The 14,223-nt window shown below is 58.5% G+C and carries 14 protein-coding genes; 4 read left to right on the forward strand and 10 right to left on the reverse strand.

Features of this window, described 5'->3' with window-relative positions:
• Positions 1-201: 201 nt before the first annotated feature.
• Positions 202-996 carry an SDR family NAD(P)-dependent oxidoreductase gene (locus tag QVZ43_RS14260; RefSeq protein WP_302910473.1) on the forward strand — a complete coding sequence of 265 codons (795 nt, stop codon included), beginning with the start codon at positions 202-204 and terminating at the stop codon, positions 994-996.
• Between the two features lie 33 nt (positions 997-1,029).
• Here the strand turns inward: QVZ43_RS14260 and QVZ43_RS14265 are convergent, their stop codons facing one another.
• Complete coding sequence (locus QVZ43_RS14265) at positions 1,030-1,911, reverse strand: LysR substrate-binding domain-containing protein (RefSeq protein WP_302910474.1); 882 nt, start codon at positions 1,909-1,911, stop codon at positions 1,030-1,032.
• Positions 1,912-2,094: 183 nt separating this feature from the next.
• Here QVZ43_RS14265 and QVZ43_RS14270 point away from each other — a divergent pair, with 183 nt between their 5' ends.
• Positions 2,095-2,238: a DUF1127 domain-containing protein gene (locus tag QVZ43_RS14270; RefSeq protein ID WP_302910475.1), complete on the forward strand. Its 144-nt coding sequence runs from the start codon at positions 2,095-2,097 to the stop codon at positions 2,236-2,238.
• A gap of 59 nt (positions 2,239-2,297) precedes the next feature.
• Here the strand turns inward: QVZ43_RS14270 and QVZ43_RS14275 are convergent, their stop codons facing one another.
• From QVZ43_RS14275 to QVZ43_RS14285, 3 genes are all read right to left on the reverse strand, one after another.
• Positions 2,298-3,263 carry a zinc-binding metallopeptidase family protein gene (locus QVZ43_RS14275; RefSeq protein ID WP_302910476.1) on the reverse strand — a complete coding sequence of 322 codons (966 nt, stop codon included), beginning with the start codon at positions 3,261-3,263 and terminating at the stop codon, positions 2,298-2,300.
• Positions 3,264-3,559: 296 nt separating this feature from the next.
• Entirely contained in the window at positions 3,560-4,225 is a 666-nt protein-coding gene (locus tag QVZ43_RS14280; protein WP_302910477.1) for an AbiTii domain-containing protein, read from the reverse strand.
• 433 nt (positions 4,226-4,658) lie between these two features.
• Positions 4,659-5,342 (reverse strand): glutathione S-transferase family protein, encoded by a 684-nt coding sequence (locus QVZ43_RS14285; protein ID WP_302910478.1) that lies wholly within the window; start codon positions 5,340-5,342, stop codon positions 4,659-4,661.
• A gap of 101 nt (positions 5,343-5,443) precedes the next feature.
• On the opposite strand from QVZ43_RS14285, the gene QVZ43_RS14290 reads away from it, so the two are divergent.
• Positions 5,444-6,268 carry a hypothetical protein gene (locus QVZ43_RS14290; RefSeq protein WP_302910479.1) on the forward strand — a complete coding sequence of 275 codons (825 nt, stop codon included), beginning with the start codon at positions 5,444-5,446 and terminating at the stop codon, positions 6,266-6,268.
• 55 nt (positions 6,269-6,323) lie between these two features.
• On the opposite strand, the gene QVZ43_RS14295 is transcribed toward QVZ43_RS14290, so the two are convergent.
• From QVZ43_RS14295 to pdhA, 5 genes are all read right to left on the reverse strand, one after another.
• Complete coding sequence (locus QVZ43_RS14295) at positions 6,324-6,824, reverse strand: copper chaperone PCu(A)C (RefSeq protein WP_302910480.1); 501 nt, start codon at positions 6,822-6,824, stop codon at positions 6,324-6,326.
• Between the two features lie 82 nt (positions 6,825-6,906).
• A complete protein-coding gene (locus tag QVZ43_RS14300) occupies positions 6,907-9,189 on the reverse strand; it encodes a putative bifunctional diguanylate cyclase/phosphodiesterase (protein ID WP_302910481.1) in 2,283 nt (760 codons plus the stop codon).
• 119 nt (positions 9,190-9,308) lie between these two features.
• The gene (locus tag QVZ43_RS14305) at positions 9,309-10,430 is read right to left on the reverse strand and encodes a dihydrolipoamide acetyltransferase family protein (RefSeq protein ID WP_302910482.1); all 1,122 of its coding nucleotides are present in this window, start codon (positions 10,428-10,430) and stop codon (positions 9,309-9,311) included.
• A complete protein-coding gene (locus QVZ43_RS14310; protein WP_302910483.1) occupies positions 10,427-11,419 on the reverse strand; it encodes an alpha-ketoacid dehydrogenase subunit beta in 993 nt (330 codons plus the stop codon). Before QVZ43_RS14310 ends, QVZ43_RS14305 begins: the two co-directional genes overlap by 4 nt.
• Entirely contained in the window at positions 11,416-12,495 is a 1,080-nt protein-coding gene (pdhA, locus tag QVZ43_RS14315; protein ID WP_302910484.1) for a pyruvate dehydrogenase (acetyl-transferring) E1 component subunit alpha, read from the reverse strand. The genes QVZ43_RS14310 and pdhA overlap by 4 nt, the downstream gene beginning before the upstream one ends.
• 202 nt (positions 12,496-12,697) lie before the next feature.
• Between pdhA and QVZ43_RS14320 the strand changes: the two genes are divergently transcribed.
• Entirely contained in the window at positions 12,698-13,492 is a 795-nt protein-coding gene (locus tag QVZ43_RS14320) for a tellurite resistance TerB family protein (RefSeq protein WP_302910485.1), read from the forward strand.
• A 74-nt stretch (positions 13,493-13,566) separates the two neighbouring features.
• Here QVZ43_RS14320 and QVZ43_RS14325 read toward each other — a convergent pair whose 3' ends face one another.
• The gene (locus QVZ43_RS14325) at positions 13,567-14,139 is read right to left on the reverse strand and encodes a histidine phosphatase family protein (RefSeq protein ID WP_302910666.1); all 573 of its coding nucleotides are present in this window, start codon (positions 14,137-14,139) and stop codon (positions 13,567-13,569) included.
• Positions 14,140-14,223 lie beyond the last annotated feature (84 nt).

Below are 14,223 nucleotides of genomic sequence, written 5' to 3' on the forward strand. Positions count from 1 at the left end.
GGTTACCTGGCTAAGATCGCAAGACCGAAAAAGAAAGGCAACGGCCCCTTCCCACCGGCTGAAATCGGAGCTCCTGCCCGATCCTCCTCCCTGCGCTTTGGTTCGGAACTATACTGCCCTGCGATGCATCAACAACCTCATCGGTCTCCAGTTCGTGGTCGGAGCCTCTTCATCCATTCTCCCCCATCCTTCGAGGCACCCATGGATCTTCAATTAGGCGATAAGCTTGTCTTCATCAGTGGTTCAACCAAAGGCATTGGCAGGGCCATTGCCGAGACCATGCTGGCCGAAGGCGCACATGTCATCATCAACGGCCGGCACGACCTGACCGACCTGGTTAAAGAACTTTCAGCGAAAGGCCTGGTGAGCGGCGTCAGCGGGGATCTGTCCGATCCCGGGCAGTCGGAGCGGATCTGTGCGGAAATCGATGCCATTGGCGATCTCGACATCCTCATCAATAACGTCGGGATTTTCAGCCCAACCCCCTTCGCCGACATTGACGACCGGGCCTGGCAACAGTTTTTCGACGCCAACGTGATGACCACCGTCCGGCTGTGCCGGCACTATTTTCCTGCCATGCTGAACCGTAGCTTCGGGCGCATCATCAACATCGCCAGCGAAGCCGGGGCACGGGGGCTCGAGAGCATGATTCATTACTCCATGACCAAAGGCGCACAATTGGTTATCGGGCGTGGCCTGGCCAATCTCACCAAGGGCTCTGGCAACAACGTGACCGTGAACTCCGTACTGCCGGGTCCGACGCTGACCGACGGCGTGGAGAACTGGCTTAAGGAAAGTGCCGCGGGCCAGAACAAATCCGAAGCGGAATTTGTCGCCGAGTTCTTCAGTGAGACCGAGCCCGATTCGCTGCTGCAACGGTTCATCAAACCGCAGGAAATCGCCGATGTGGTGGCCTTCATCGCCTCGCCGCTGAGTTCGGCCGTGAATGGCTCAAGCATTCGGGCTGAAGGTGGACTGGTGAAAACGATTCTCTGAGGCCGAACCGGTGAGGCTCCTGACTGGGCGTCTTCAAGCGATTTCAGACGACAGCCAGGACACAAACGTCCTCACTTTTTCAGTCCGGAATTTCGCCTCCGGGGCGACGAGGTAATAGTGATATTCGGCGGGCATGGAGAAATCGACAGGACGGATCAAAAGTCCGGACTCGAGCATATCCGCCACCAGACTGAGACGGATCAGCGACAAGCCTCTACCAGCGAGAACGGCTTCCACCTGCGTCGAGGCTTCATTCACAGAAAGCCGTACCGAAGTGTCCGGAATCTCGACGCCAAATGCTTCCTGAAACTTGATCCAGGAGCCCTGCATGTCGATCGAATCATCCACCAACCACGGCATTGCCGCGAGCTCGGACTTGTCGGGCGTTCGGTCTCCGATCAGCGATTGGTGACACACAACCACGAGGGTTTCTTCCATGAAAAACCGCGCCTCCAGCCCGGGGTAGTTACCCTTGCCAAAACGAATCGCCAGATCGACACCATCACCCTGAAAGTCGACCAGACTGAAGCCGGGCATGACACTGAGCTTCAAGTGAGGGTACTTTTCCTGGAACCGGCTGATTCTCGGCATCAGCCACCGGCTGGCAAACGACGGCAGGGTCGATACTTTCAAATTCGCAGGATCTGAATTCGGCGCGAACATCGCAATGCCCCGCTCTATCTCCTGAAACCCCGTTTCAATAAACCCGGACAGTCGACTTCCCTCGGGTGTCAGTTTCACCTCTCGCGTCAGTCTTACGAACAGCTTGAACCCCAGGAACTCCTCCAGCCCACGAATGTGTGAACTCACCGCCGCATTGGAAATATTCAATGCCTCTGCGGCCGCTTTAAAGCTCAGATCCCTGGCCGCGTAGCGAAATGCCTGAAGTGCCCTGAGAGGTGGAAGCGCCTGCATACAGAAAACCCATAGTTAAGTTCAGGTTAATTATTTCAAAACTCAACCCGTTTGTTGAGACAAACAGGGAAAGAAATAATAAACCTCACCTTCACAGCCGGGGAGAAAAAAACGATGTCAACCTTATGCACTTCCGTCCCATCATCCGATTACGGTCACCATCAAACACACCGAAGAGAGAGCGTGATTCGCCGAGTCGCCCGCTGGCACATGAATTGGCGAACTCGCACTCAACTGGCCCGCCTCCCGGACCATATGCTGAAGGACATCGGCGTATCCAGAGCCGATGCCGAACGAGAGGCCCAAAAGCCCTTCTGGAAGGAGTGAAGACGCGGCAATGCGTGAACGATCAACCCCAATGGGAAGGGGCTGGATGCCCCCTGTGGTTAAAGCCCCAACGCTCCACGCCGCAACCAGCCGTGCACAAAAGCCAGTTTCTGACGTGCACGATTCGAAAGCACGAAGGGATAGAGATCCGACAATCCCATGGAGCGATTCACGTGATTCACCCCCACGGTAAGCGAGGCCGCCGTGTGGATCAGACGTTCTGAATCAGGCTCCGAATACGGGTCCCACCCGGAGCCTGGTATCTCTTTGGATGACAACCCCGTGGCCACGAAACTGTCAGTGATGTCGGTCAGATGCAGCAGATGCGCCGCAGTTTCTGCCCAGTCCTCGTGCGGGTGTGCCGTGGCGTAACTGGTCAGATAATTTTGTTTCCAGTCCGCCGGCGGGCCGTTTTGGTAATGGGCACTCAACGATGCCTGATAATCAATGCGTTCATCACCAAACTGCTCACGAAAGGCATCGAGAAAGTCCTGCCGGAGGCTCAGTCGCCACCAGAGCATGTGGGCAATCTCATGCCGCATGTGGCCAATCATGGTGCGATAAGGTTCCTGAAGCGCTTCACGGCGGGTTGCCAGCAGAACCGGATCGACTTCGGCCACACTGATGGTCACGACGCCTTGCACGTGCCCCATCGAAACCGGGGTAGGACCTTCAGCAAGCATGTGGAACAGAGGCCGGGTTCCGGGATCTTCCGGTCGAAACCAGTGCCAGCGCCCAAGGTTATCGAGAACCCAGCGTTTGGCCGCTTCTGTCTGTGCCCAGTTCGGTATGGCGTTTGCGATGGATGGGTCCGGTGCCAGGCCAGTCATGGCGCAGGATCGACAAAACGCACCCGCTTTCGGGGCGATCCAGTTACAACCAATTTTTTCCCGGTTGGCACAAAACGGCGGCGTCGGAACAAAGGCTCTCGCCTGCGGGTCGTAAGCCACCGGCGTGCCATCCGCTGTGGCCAGGTTGTCGAACCAAAGCGAACCGGCACCTACCGGATTGGCAAAAACGCGCATCGGGGAAACTCCAAGGAGGTCGGGCTATGGATTGAAGAATACGACCGGTGCTTCAAACGTAGCTGAAATACACCTTAGTGCCAGCCCGACTTTGGCTCACTCAGGTTTCGGGAATCTGATGGGCCGGATGCAGACAACTCTGAGGCGACTCACCAGTGCCAACTGCGGTCGCTCTACGCCCATGATCTCATTCTCCAAGCGGCAACCCCGGTGTTTCCCGCCTATTGGGAACGGTGCAGTTTTTGGTCAGCAGTATCAGAGTTGTCAGCGCCATTGGTAAGCATGGCGCCGGGCGTTCAGCCGGCGCGCCCGAACACCCTTTCGAAGAAACCGACCTCGCGCACATCAGGGATCGGCAGACTGTCAAGCTCTTCCATGGCACGCTTCCAGAACTTTTCGGGCTCATCCAGGTGGGATACCTGGGCTCGCTCGTCCGGGCTGTAGTGGTTGTGTTCGCCCGCAATTCCTTCCGCCATGAGCTCCTGGGTCCAGAGATAGATCGCGGCCCGGACGGTTCGCAGCAGTTGGGAGTAGACCTCGCGGCTCAGGTTGATGGCCAGTTCAGCCGTCAGGTTGATCTGCTTCTGCAGCAGGGCCATGTCGTCCTTTTCCAGCAGCACCCGGTTACCGTTGCCCTTCTTGCAGTTCACACAGATCTTCTCCAGGGCTTTTACCCCTTCGAGCAGATCCACGTATCCGAACTCTTTCTTTTGCTGATCGTCTACCGGTGCGGGAATCCAGTCATACTGGGGCGATTTGGCAACGATGTGCCCGTGCAGTTGCCGACGGTACGTTGGTGCGGAAGCAGAATCCTGGTAGCCGCCAAATTCGTTGCGCAGCCAGGCTGCCATTTTCCGGTGGCGAAGCATCATGGCCAGAGTAATGGCTGCAGGCATGATCTCCTCAAGCGCGTCCTCGGAATCCCGCGTGCGTTCGTCCAGATGGTTCACGGATGTTGACATTTTTCCTCCTCGGCAACGGGCTTACCGGTCCTTCACCCCGTTATCCGTTTCTTGTTTTTGGTATCCGGTGGTTGTATCTGTCATCGCCGGTGTCTAAAACCTAGTCACATAATCAAAAGGGCACCGTTGTAAAAAAGTTACTGCTTTGTAACGGGCGGTAAGCCCCCTGACCCTGAGGATGAAGGGCGGGGGAAAGGTTCTGGATATCGGAACCGGCTCAGGCTCTGCATGGCTGCATCACAGGCAAGGTGTTCACTATTGAACGGGTCCAGGAACTGGCAAAACGCGCTGGCCACGGGTTGGCCGCCGAAGGCTTCGCCAATGAATCGGTGTTCGTTGTTTCTTGGTCGCCTCTATCGCCTGGCTCTACGATAGGGTGTTGCGCTCACCAACTGAATCCACCTTTAAAAACAATCCCGACTCGAAACAAAGCCTATTCCTGACGAAAGTCATCGGTAATCCGCCCAAACTCCCGAATCTCGATTTCATGGGCATCGTCCCGAAAGCTTTCTTTCAGCGCGTCCTCATACCAGTCCACCATTGGAGGGTACTTCAGCATCCGTTCTACGTAATCAGCCGCGCTATCACTCAGAGCAATACCGTAGGTCTGAAATCGAAAGACGACAGGGGCGTAGAACGCATCCACGGCGGAGAACTCGGCGCCCGCCAGAAACGGGCCGCCAAACCGGGAGAGCCCTTCCTGCCAGAGCGTATCGACCCTTTTGATGTCTTTTGCCAACGCCGGTGTGACCTCATTTAGCGCCACCCGCTGACCGCAACTCATGCTGCAGAAGTTCCGGAGCGCTGAAAACCCCGAATGCATTTCCGCGGTTGCGCATCGTGCCCAGGTTCTTGCGGTCTTGTCGGCGGGCCAGACGCCTTCATGCTGTTCCGCCAGATATTCAACAATCGCCAGGGAGTCCCAGACCGGCAATTCGTCGTCCTGCAGGCATGGCACAAGCCCGGGCGGGTTAGCACGGCGGTAGTCTTCCCAGTCCTCAGGAAAGCCAAACCGGTGCATTACCTCTTCAAAGGGGATGTCCATCGCTTTCAACACCAGCCAGGGGCGCAACGACCAGGACGAGTAATTCTTGTTTCCGATGTGCAGGGTGTACATTGAGGAGATCCTTCCCTTGTTCGATGGTTTGCAATCATAGGCCCGGACGCCCGCCAACAGCTACCCTTGATTCACAGACAGACGACTCACAGAATGGTCCCATGCTAACCCCTGAAAACCGATTGCGCCTGCGTGCCGGCCCCCTGATGGTGGCCTTTTTGCTCTCCGCCACCATGGCCAGGCCAGCCATCGCCGAAAGTACCTTTTCCAACGGAGGCATTTCCCATGTCGGCACTACTCAGGTGTGGGACAGTGATGGTCAGAACATGCGCATCCGCCGCCCGTCTGGCAGCAAAGAAGGCGACCTGTTGGTGCTGTTTCTGCACCGGACGGACGACGTTCTGCCATTCCATGTCGATGGGTGGCAACGGGCTGGCGAATGCTACAAGGAAAACAACGGTTACGACTGCCTGACGGTCCCCGACTGCACGGACATCAGTGGCTCCTTCTGCAACCGGTTCGAAAACTCATACTATGGCGATGACCTGGCCCAGGTGGTCCTGACCCGCGAGGTGAGTCCCGACGAGCCTGATTCCTACACCTTCCATCTGGGCGCCTGGTCCGACGGCCAACCGGGCTGGGCCATCCTGACCGCGCTTCGTGGCGCAGACACCCGCGACCCGGTCCGGGACTGGTCTCACAGAGGCTGCGACAACGACCCTCGCAGTGCTTTTCCGTCGGTCGACGGCCGCAAGGGAGACATGCTTCTGCTGTCCCAGTCGTTTGACGACGCTGTGAGCCAACGTCGTTTCGGCGCGCCCAGCGGCACCTCAACCTTTGGCTATGTCAGCAACAGCGATGAGGCCGGCTTCCTGTATGGCGGCCTGATCATGTCCGATGGACCAACAGGGGTTATGGAGACCCATGGTGATGGAGCATCCAGCTGTAAAGACGCGTTGATATCACTCACCATCCGCCCTCGGTGAAACCGGGCAAAGGCGTCGCTCATGCCACCGGGGAACACCCAGCGCCGTTCGGGCCTCAGTGCATCGAGTGGTCCATGCTCTTATCCATGTTTCCCATGGAGCCTGCGGATGCGTCATCGAGGGTCTCAACGGCCAGCTCAACAGCCATATCCTCGGCCCCGTCGAACAGTAAGGTCGCGGGAATACGTTCACCCTCCACCAGAGGCCCACTCAACTGCTCCAGCATCAGGTGATAACCGTGAGGTTTGAGTTTCACCGTATCACCCGCCGGGATAACCAATCCGCCACTTACCGGCTGCATCCGCATCATCCCCTCGCTCATCAACGACTGATGAATGGACACCCGGCCCGCGCGTGGGGTTTTGGCACCTGTCAGGATGATGTTTGTGGAACCATGGTTAGTGATGTCAAGATACCCCACGCCAACCGGAGTGCCTGGCGGTGTTGGCCGGCTCCAGGGATGGTCAATGGATACGGTGTCGTTGCGGTAATCGTGGGCGTACGAAAGGGAAGCAAGTAACATCATGACTGCTGACGCAAAGCGGGAGACGATCACTGGCACCAATTCCTTTGTTTAACGGTTTTGGCCAGAGACTATACCAAGTGCATGAAAAGTATCCTACTTTCCCTATGCCCGATCACTCCTGCGGTTCCGATTCAGTGGTGAGCAGTTCGCGAACCTCATCCATGCTCACGGCCTGGCTGTAGTAATACCCCTGTAGCCGGCCATACCCCATTCCAATCAGTGTGTCGGCTTGTGATTTCTGCTCCACACCCTCGGCCACCAGATCCATGCTGTGGGACTTGGCAATGGCGACGATACTCTCGACCATATTGCAGGCCTTCATATCATCGTTGATGTGATCAACAAAGCTTTTGTCCACTTTCAACTCGTCGATGGGTAACGCCCTCAGCATGCTCAGCGAGGAGTACCCGGTGCCAAAATCATCCATGGCCAACCGGATACCCAGAGCCCGAAGCCGGTTCAACACGGGCAGTATCTGGCTTCGACGCGACATAAACAGGGATTCGGTGATCTCAAGAGTGAGGTCAGAGGGCGCCACCTGGTGGGCTCTGAGTCTGTCCAGAACCGTGTCCGCGAATCCTGGCTGCATAAACTGCAGCACCGAGATATTCACCGCCAGCTCGCAGCTTGATGGGATGGCACGACGCAATTCACTGAACTCCCGCAGACTTCGATCCAGCACATGAGTCCCCAGCTGGACCATCAGGCCCGACGATTCCGCGACTTCCACAAACTCGCTGGGGGGCACCTGCCCAAGCTCTTCATCCCGCCAGCGGGCCAGAGCCTCCACTGCCACAACGTTACCCTCTGCATCGAACTGTGGCTGGTACGCCATAACGATCTCACTCCGCTCCAGAGCACCCCGCAAACGCTGTTCAATATGCACCCGGCGCAGGTAACCGGTTTCAATATCGGGCCTGAACAGGCAGATATCGTTCCGGTTCTTCTTGGCCCGATACAGGGCCAGGTGGGCATTTCGAAGGACGATGTCGAACGACCTTCCATGCTCGGGGAAGGTGGCGGCGCCCACACTGGCGCCCAGCTGAATCTCCAGCGCCCCCTCGACCATGAGACGCGAGGTTTCCGACAGCAGTCTCTTGCAGAAGGCGTCCAGATCGCCAGAGCGAGTCAGTTCGGTCACAACCGCAAATTCATCGCCGCCCAGGCGAGTGACAGTGCAGTCCTTCCCTGCGGCAATGCTCAGGCAGCGGGCCAGTTCGACCAGTACCGAATCGCCGTACTCCTGCCCAAATCGATCGTTTATGCCTCGAAAATTATCGACATCCACCACCACCAGGCTGAAGGGTGCCCGTTCATCAACATACTTCTGAGCCGAATCCAGTAATCCCATCCGGTTTTCCAAGCCGGTCAGGTCATCACGGCGCGAGCTTCGGAACAGCGCCTCAATCCGTTTCCTCTCGATCCGGTCTATCAGACCGAACAGGTAGTACAGAAGCCCTGTCAGGCAGATAAACAGCGTGAGATGAATCATGAGCTTATTGAAGAAATCATTGAGTACGCTGCGGGATTCGGATTCAGAGATCACCCACATCTCGTATCTGGGATGCCAGACCGCAGCGCCGATAAAGCGACCACTATCCCGTCTGGAGTAATAGACCACGGCATCTTCACTGGCGCGAATTTCCTCAATCGGCTTTCCCGACTTCTCGACAAGCATCTCTATGTCGGCCTGCATTTCCTGCTCGGTTCGGCGAATGGTGGAATAGACCTCCGGGCCGATCCCCGCCCGCGACATGTACTGAAGGTAACCATCCCGTTCCCGGAAGAGCATGACGCTGTCCTCATCGTTGTCATGGAGAACGCTCCGGAAAATTCCGTTGTCGCCGTCAATACGGACGCCTCCTGTCATCACCGCCAGCACTTCTCCCTCGCGATTGCGCAATGCCTTGCGAACCGGAATCACCCACTCTTGCAGCGACTCGACGAAGTAGGTTCTGCCCAGCACCATCTTTGTTTCGTCCAATGCACGCTCGAAGTCGTCCCGAGTGCTCTCATTGGCCAGCAGGTTTGGCATCTTCTCAGGTTCGAGATTGGAACTTAACGACACCAGTTCGCCGTCGGCTCTTGCCAGCCCGAGCCCCACCAGTGAACGGCTTGAGGCAACGATGCTGTCCAGGAGTGGCATGGTATGGGGGGCTCGCTCCAGCTCGCCCTGCCGGAGTAACTCCCGGCCGATGACGTCCAGAGCCATTTCCTGGGTGGTAAAGATGCTGTCGACAGCCTGAGCGTAAAGCTCTGCGCGGGATTCGTGGTGGTCTTCGAAGTGTGAGACGGTGTTTTTCCAGGAGGTAAACAAGACGACCAGCAGGAATACGAAAGCAACCGCGTAAACCAGCCAGAACAGTTTCCAGATATTACGTTTGGGTATTGCCACGCTCACTCCCCGGGCCCTTACCGACGTCATCAGACAGGCAGAACAATGGTCTGATTATAGGCGTAACCGACCCTACCCTCTGCCGGATTGCCCCGAATTAATACCTTGCCAAGGTTACGTCAGGATTTGGAAAGTGCATCAACCAGGCCACCGAGGAAGCGTGACGCCTCACCCCCGGTGGCAGCGCGATGGTCGAAAGTCAGTGACAGGGGCAATATCCGACGGATGGCGGGTGCACCTTGCCAGGGCACCACTTTCTCGCGAATTGTGCCAGCCCCGATGATGGCAACCTGAGGAGGGGTGACAATGGGATTGGCGTATTGGCCGGTCATGGTGCCGAAATTGGACAGAGTGATGGTGGCACCCTGCATTTCCCTGGGCGGGATCTTCCGGGTAGCGACGGCTTCGCGCAGGTTTTCCAGCCCCTGGCGCAGGTCCTTCTGGCTGCGGTGGTTCACATCCCTCAATACCGGCACGAACAGTCCCTCCGGCGTATCGACCGCGATGCCCACATGGACCTCGTTGAGTAGTCGCCGGCTGAGATTGTCACCATCGAACCAGGCATTGAGTGCGGGCACTTTGTCACAGGCCGCCGCAATGGCCTGCACCAGGCGCATGGTGATGTCCGTACCGGCTTTCCAGTCGCCAATGTCAGCATCTTCGTAGATCGAAACCGGCACCACCTGGGCGTGGGACAGCGCCATGTTCTTGGCCATGGTGCGGCGTGGTCCCCGCAGCATTTCAGCTTCACCCAGTTGCTTCTGGTGGCTGGCCTGCCGATGCACGTCGTCGTTGGTGATCAGTCCGCCGGGGCCACTGCCCCTGATGGTTTCCAGGCTCACGCCCAGACGCTCCGCCAAGGCGCGCACCCCAGGGGTTGCCCGATTGGCACGGGCACGCTTGCTGGACGCGGCCGCGCCAACAATGAACTGGTCCTGTTGCGCCTCGCCATCTGAGTCCTTACCCGACGATTTCAGTTCGCCGACCACCGTCCCGGTGTCACTGCCTTCGCCTTCAAACGCCAGCAGCGGTTCGCCGGTGTGGATGATATCCCCCGGCTCACCATACAGCTTGGCAATGGTGCCCGCCTCGGGCGACGGCACTTCCACGATGGCCTTCGCCGTTTCCACTGACACCAGCACCTGATCCACCTCAACCGTGTCGCCGACCTTCACGTGCCACTCGACAATTTCGGCTTCCGGCAGGCCTTCCCCCAGATCCGGCAGTTTGAAGTTCTTCATAGCGCAATCACCTGTTCCACAGCCTCAACAATGTCCGTCACCTTGGGGAGGTAGGCCTGTTCGTTCCGATAGTAGGGCATGATGGTGTCATAACCGGTTACCCGAACCACCGGCGCCTGCAAATCGAGAAAAGCGCCTTCGGCGATGGAGGCGGCGATTTCCGCCCCGACGCCGCCACTTCGACACGCCTCGTGCACGATGACAACACGACCGGTCTTGGCCACGGAACACAGCAGGGTTTCCCGGTCCAGCGGGCTGACGGTCGCCACGTCGATCACCTCGGCAGACACCCCCTGCTCGGCCAGCAGATCTGCCGCCTGCAGGGTTTCCATCACGCAGGCTCCCCAGGTCACCAGCGTGACATCGTCGCCTTCGCGCAGGGTAAAACACGTGTCCAGCGGCAACGCCTCACCGTTGTTGGCAACACTGTAGGTGACTGCCCGGTAAATACGCTTGGGTTCCAGGAACACCACCGGGTCCGGATTGCGGATGGCCGCCAGCAGCAAACCGTAGGCCCGCTGGGGTGAACTGGGCACAACCACGCGCAGCCCCGGAATATGGGCAAACAGCGCTTCGGTACTTTCGGAATGGTGCTCGGGGGCATGAATGCCGCCGCCAAACGGCGCCCGGTAGACAACAGGGCAATGCAGCCGGCCGCGGGTGCGATTACGCATGCGCGCCGCGTGGCTTATGATCTGCTCCATACCCGCGTAGATGAACCCCATGAACTGGAATTCGGCCACCGGTTTCAGCCCCTGGGTCGCCATGCCGATGGCGGTGCCGGCGATCAGGGTTTCTGCCAGCGGAGTATCCAGCACCCGCTTGTAGCCGAATCGATCCCGGAGGCCGACGGTGGCCCGGAACACACCACCATTGGTGGCCACATCCTCCCCCAGCACAACCACCGATTCGTCCTGCTCCATTTCCCAGGCCAACGCCATATTCACCGCTTCGACGAGAGTGACATCGCGAACCTCCGGGTTGCTCATGACTCACCTCCGTCACTCTTACCGGCCAACCGCTCCCGTTGCTGCTTCAGGGACGCCGGCAAGCTCTCGAAGAGGTAGTCCAGCATGGCCGTGGGCGGTTCCGGCTCAGTGGCAAGATAGGCCTCAACCGCTGCATCGACGGTCGACCTGCACTCCGCCTGTAACGTTTGTTCTTTGTCAGCATCCCATAGCCCGTTCTGGTGCAGGTAATTCTGCAGCCGTTTGATGCCATCCGCTTCCCAGGCCTTTTTCAGCGCCTCGGCGGTCCGGTAGCGGGTGGCGTCATCGGCGGTGGTGTGATCCCCAAGCCGATAGGTGACTGCCTCAATGATGCTACCGCCCTTTCCGCCCCGGGCACGCTCCAGGGCTGTGTCCAGGGCCTCGATGGTGGCGAAGTAGTCGTTCCCGTCAACGATGTGGCCCGGTAAACCGACGCCGATGGCTTTCTGGGCCAGGGTTTCAGCGCCGCTCTGAACGCTCCTGGGTGTGGATATGGCCCACTGGTTGTTGATAACCACAAACACCACGGGCAAATGCCACGCGCCAGCCAGGTTGATGCTTTCCAGAAAATCCCCTTTCGAGGTTCCGCCATCACCCACACAACAGACAACCGCCCGTGCCTCATCACGAATCCTGATGGCCGACGCCACGCCCACCGCATGACAGCACTGGGTGGCAATCGGCACGGCGATGGGCAAATCCTCCGGGCAATGCTTCCAGGCACTGCCGCGTTCATCACCGCCCCAGTAAAGCAACAGTTCGCACAGCGAAACCCCTCGCAGAATATGGGCGGCCTGATCCCGGTAGTAAGGGACGAATACGTCGGAGGGGGCGAGGCTCTGGCCAATAGATGTGCTGATCACCTCGTGCCCCAGAACGGAGGGATAGGTTCCGCACTTGCCGGTTCGCTGAAGGGCAATGGCCTTGGCGTCAAAGGTGCGGGTCAGCACCATGTTTCGGTACGCACCGAGGACACGCTCGATGTCGCTGGCCTGGGCAGGCAAGTCGTCGAGAGGCTTGCCCTGCTCATCCAGATAGCGGGTGCTATCTACATGAAATTCATGGCGTTGCTTCATTCCGCCCTCCTGCTACCACTGGTGAAAGGCGCCAACGGCCTTTCTGTCTAATACTTAGTCGATGCCCAGGGAATGAGCAACGAGTAACCGACGGCCCCGGGTAAGGAACCAGGGGTATCTGCGGTTTGCGTGAATACCGCCAGACAGGACGATCGGACGGCGTGGGGCGAATCCTTACAGAATCATTTACAGGAGCTGAGGAATGAACGTCACATCGATTCTCAACGAAATTATGAAGCAGGCTCAGGGAGCGTCTCCCCAGGGCAGAGGCAGTACCGGAGGCGGAGTCGACCTGGGTGGCATGATGCAGGATCTTGGCAAACAGATGCGAGGCGGAGCAGGCAGCGGCGGTGTCGACCTGAAGAGTATGCTCGGCGGCGGACTGCTGGGCATGCTACTGGGCTCCAAGCGGGGACGGAACATGGGTGGCAAGGCGATGAAGTACGGCGCGCTGGCCGGCATTGGCGCGCTGGCCTGGAAGGCCTATCAGAACTATCAGGCCCAGCTACAGGGCCAGAGCCAAAGCCAGGGCAAGGCTCAGGACGCCTCGACTTCACTGGGCGCTTCTCTGGGACCGTCGTCCATGGGGGTCATGGGGGATGAGCAGGGACAACCCATCGAACAGCTGCACGGCAGTGAACAGGAGCAACGAGGATTGGAAATACTGCAGGCCATGATTCTGGCTGCCCGGGCGGACGGCCATATCGATGAAAACGAGCAAGCCGTACTGGTGCAGGAAATCGAAAAGCTGGGCGCCGACCCGGAACTGCAGAGCTGGGTACAGCAACAACTGAAAGCCCCGCTGGATGCCCGGGACCTCGCCAGCAAGGCCGATTCGCCACAAGCCAGACGGGAAATTTATCTGGTCAGCGCGGCCATGATTGATGACCAGAATGATCTTGAGCGTGCCTGGCTCAACCAGCTCGGCTCTGCGCTGCAACTGGAGCCGGCGATGGCCCAGGAACTGGAACGTCAGGTTCAGGCGGTGGCAGCCTGACTAGATTCCGATGTTTGGGCAGGGGAGGAAATCCCCTGCCCTTCAGGCGGAGAAGCTCATCCCATAGTCACCGACTACTCGCCGGGGGTCACCCTCGCCAGAACGCGGGCCGGTTCGGACAACGGTAAGGCAAGGATCACCCCTTCGTTTGAGGCCGGATAGACGCCGGTCAGGCCGGTGATATTCACTTGATGAGACACCAGCACAATGGGAGCGCCTTCGGGTATGGCATTGACTGCCTCAATGGTTTCCCGGGTTTGCCCGGGCCCCTCGGAGCGGTTCCGGAAGAACGAGTTAATTGGCGGCAGGGGCGTCACTTCGCCCATGGCCATCTCCGTGGCCGTATCCATGCAGCGGCACCACTGGCTGGAATACAGGCGCACGTCCTCAATGCCCTGCGCCACCAGGAATGGCTTCCATGATCGTGCCTGGGCCCTTCCCTCCGCATTCAGATTGCGCTGTGTACTGCAGTCACCGAGCTTAAAGTTGGCGGGATCGCCCGTTCCGGGCGCCAGGGCGTGCCGCATCATCAGAACCGCGTCGCCGTTGCGCAGCGCAGTCCAGGCCGCCTCATCGGACCCGTCGGCAATCGCCGACGCACTGATCAGCAGGAACGACATTACTGAAATCGCCAGCCGGACTATCATCAATACCTCCTCCTCTTCGATAGGCGTGTGGTGCGAAAGATCTGGAGTCCCCCCGTCCCTTTCAAGCGACGTTCCTACGCGATA

Origin of the sequence: Marinobacter suaedae, assembly GCF_030519635.1 — a bacterium.
Lineage (GTDB): Bacteria > Pseudomonadota > Gammaproteobacteria > Pseudomonadales > Oleiphilaceae > Marinobacter > Marinobacter suaedae.

Coding starts and splice junctions, on each gene's coding strand:
- QVZ43_RS14260 (WP_302910473.1), top strand. CDS start 202: ATGGATCTTCAATTAGGCGATAAGCTTGTCTTCATCAGTGGTTCAACC.
- QVZ43_RS14265 (WP_302910474.1), bottom strand. CDS start 1,911: ATGCAGGCGCTTCCACCTCTCAGGGCACTTCAGGCATTTCGCTACGCG.
- QVZ43_RS14275 (WP_302910476.1), bottom strand. CDS start 3,263: ATGCGCGTTTTTGCCAATCCGGTAGGTGCCGGTTCGCTTTGGTTCGAC.
- QVZ43_RS14280 (WP_302910477.1), bottom strand. CDS start 4,225: ATGTCAACATCCGTGAACCATCTGGACGAACGCACGCGGGATTCCGAG.
- QVZ43_RS14285 (WP_302910478.1), bottom strand. CDS start 5,342: ATGTACACCCTGCACATCGGAAACAAGAATTACTCGTCCTGGTCGTTG.
- QVZ43_RS14290 (WP_302910479.1), top strand. CDS start 5,444: ATGCTAACCCCTGAAAACCGATTGCGCCTGCGTGCCGGCCCCCTGATG.
- QVZ43_RS14305 (WP_302910482.1), bottom strand. CDS start 10,430: ATGAAGAACTTCAAACTGCCGGATCTGGGGGAAGGCCTGCCGGAAGCC.
- QVZ43_RS14310 (WP_302910483.1), bottom strand. CDS start 11,419: ATGAGCAACCCGGAGGTTCGCGATGTCACTCTCGTCGAAGCGGTGAAT.
- pdhA (WP_302910484.1), bottom strand. CDS start 12,495: ATGAAGCAACGCCATGAATTTCATGTAGATAGCACCCGCTATCTGGAT.
- QVZ43_RS14320 (WP_302910485.1), top strand. CDS start 12,698: ATGAACGTCACATCGATTCTCAACGAAATTATGAAGCAGGCTCAGGGA.
- QVZ43_RS14325 (WP_302910666.1), bottom strand. CDS start 14,139: ATGATAGTCCGGCTGGCGATTTCAGTAATGTCGTTCCTGCTGATCAGT.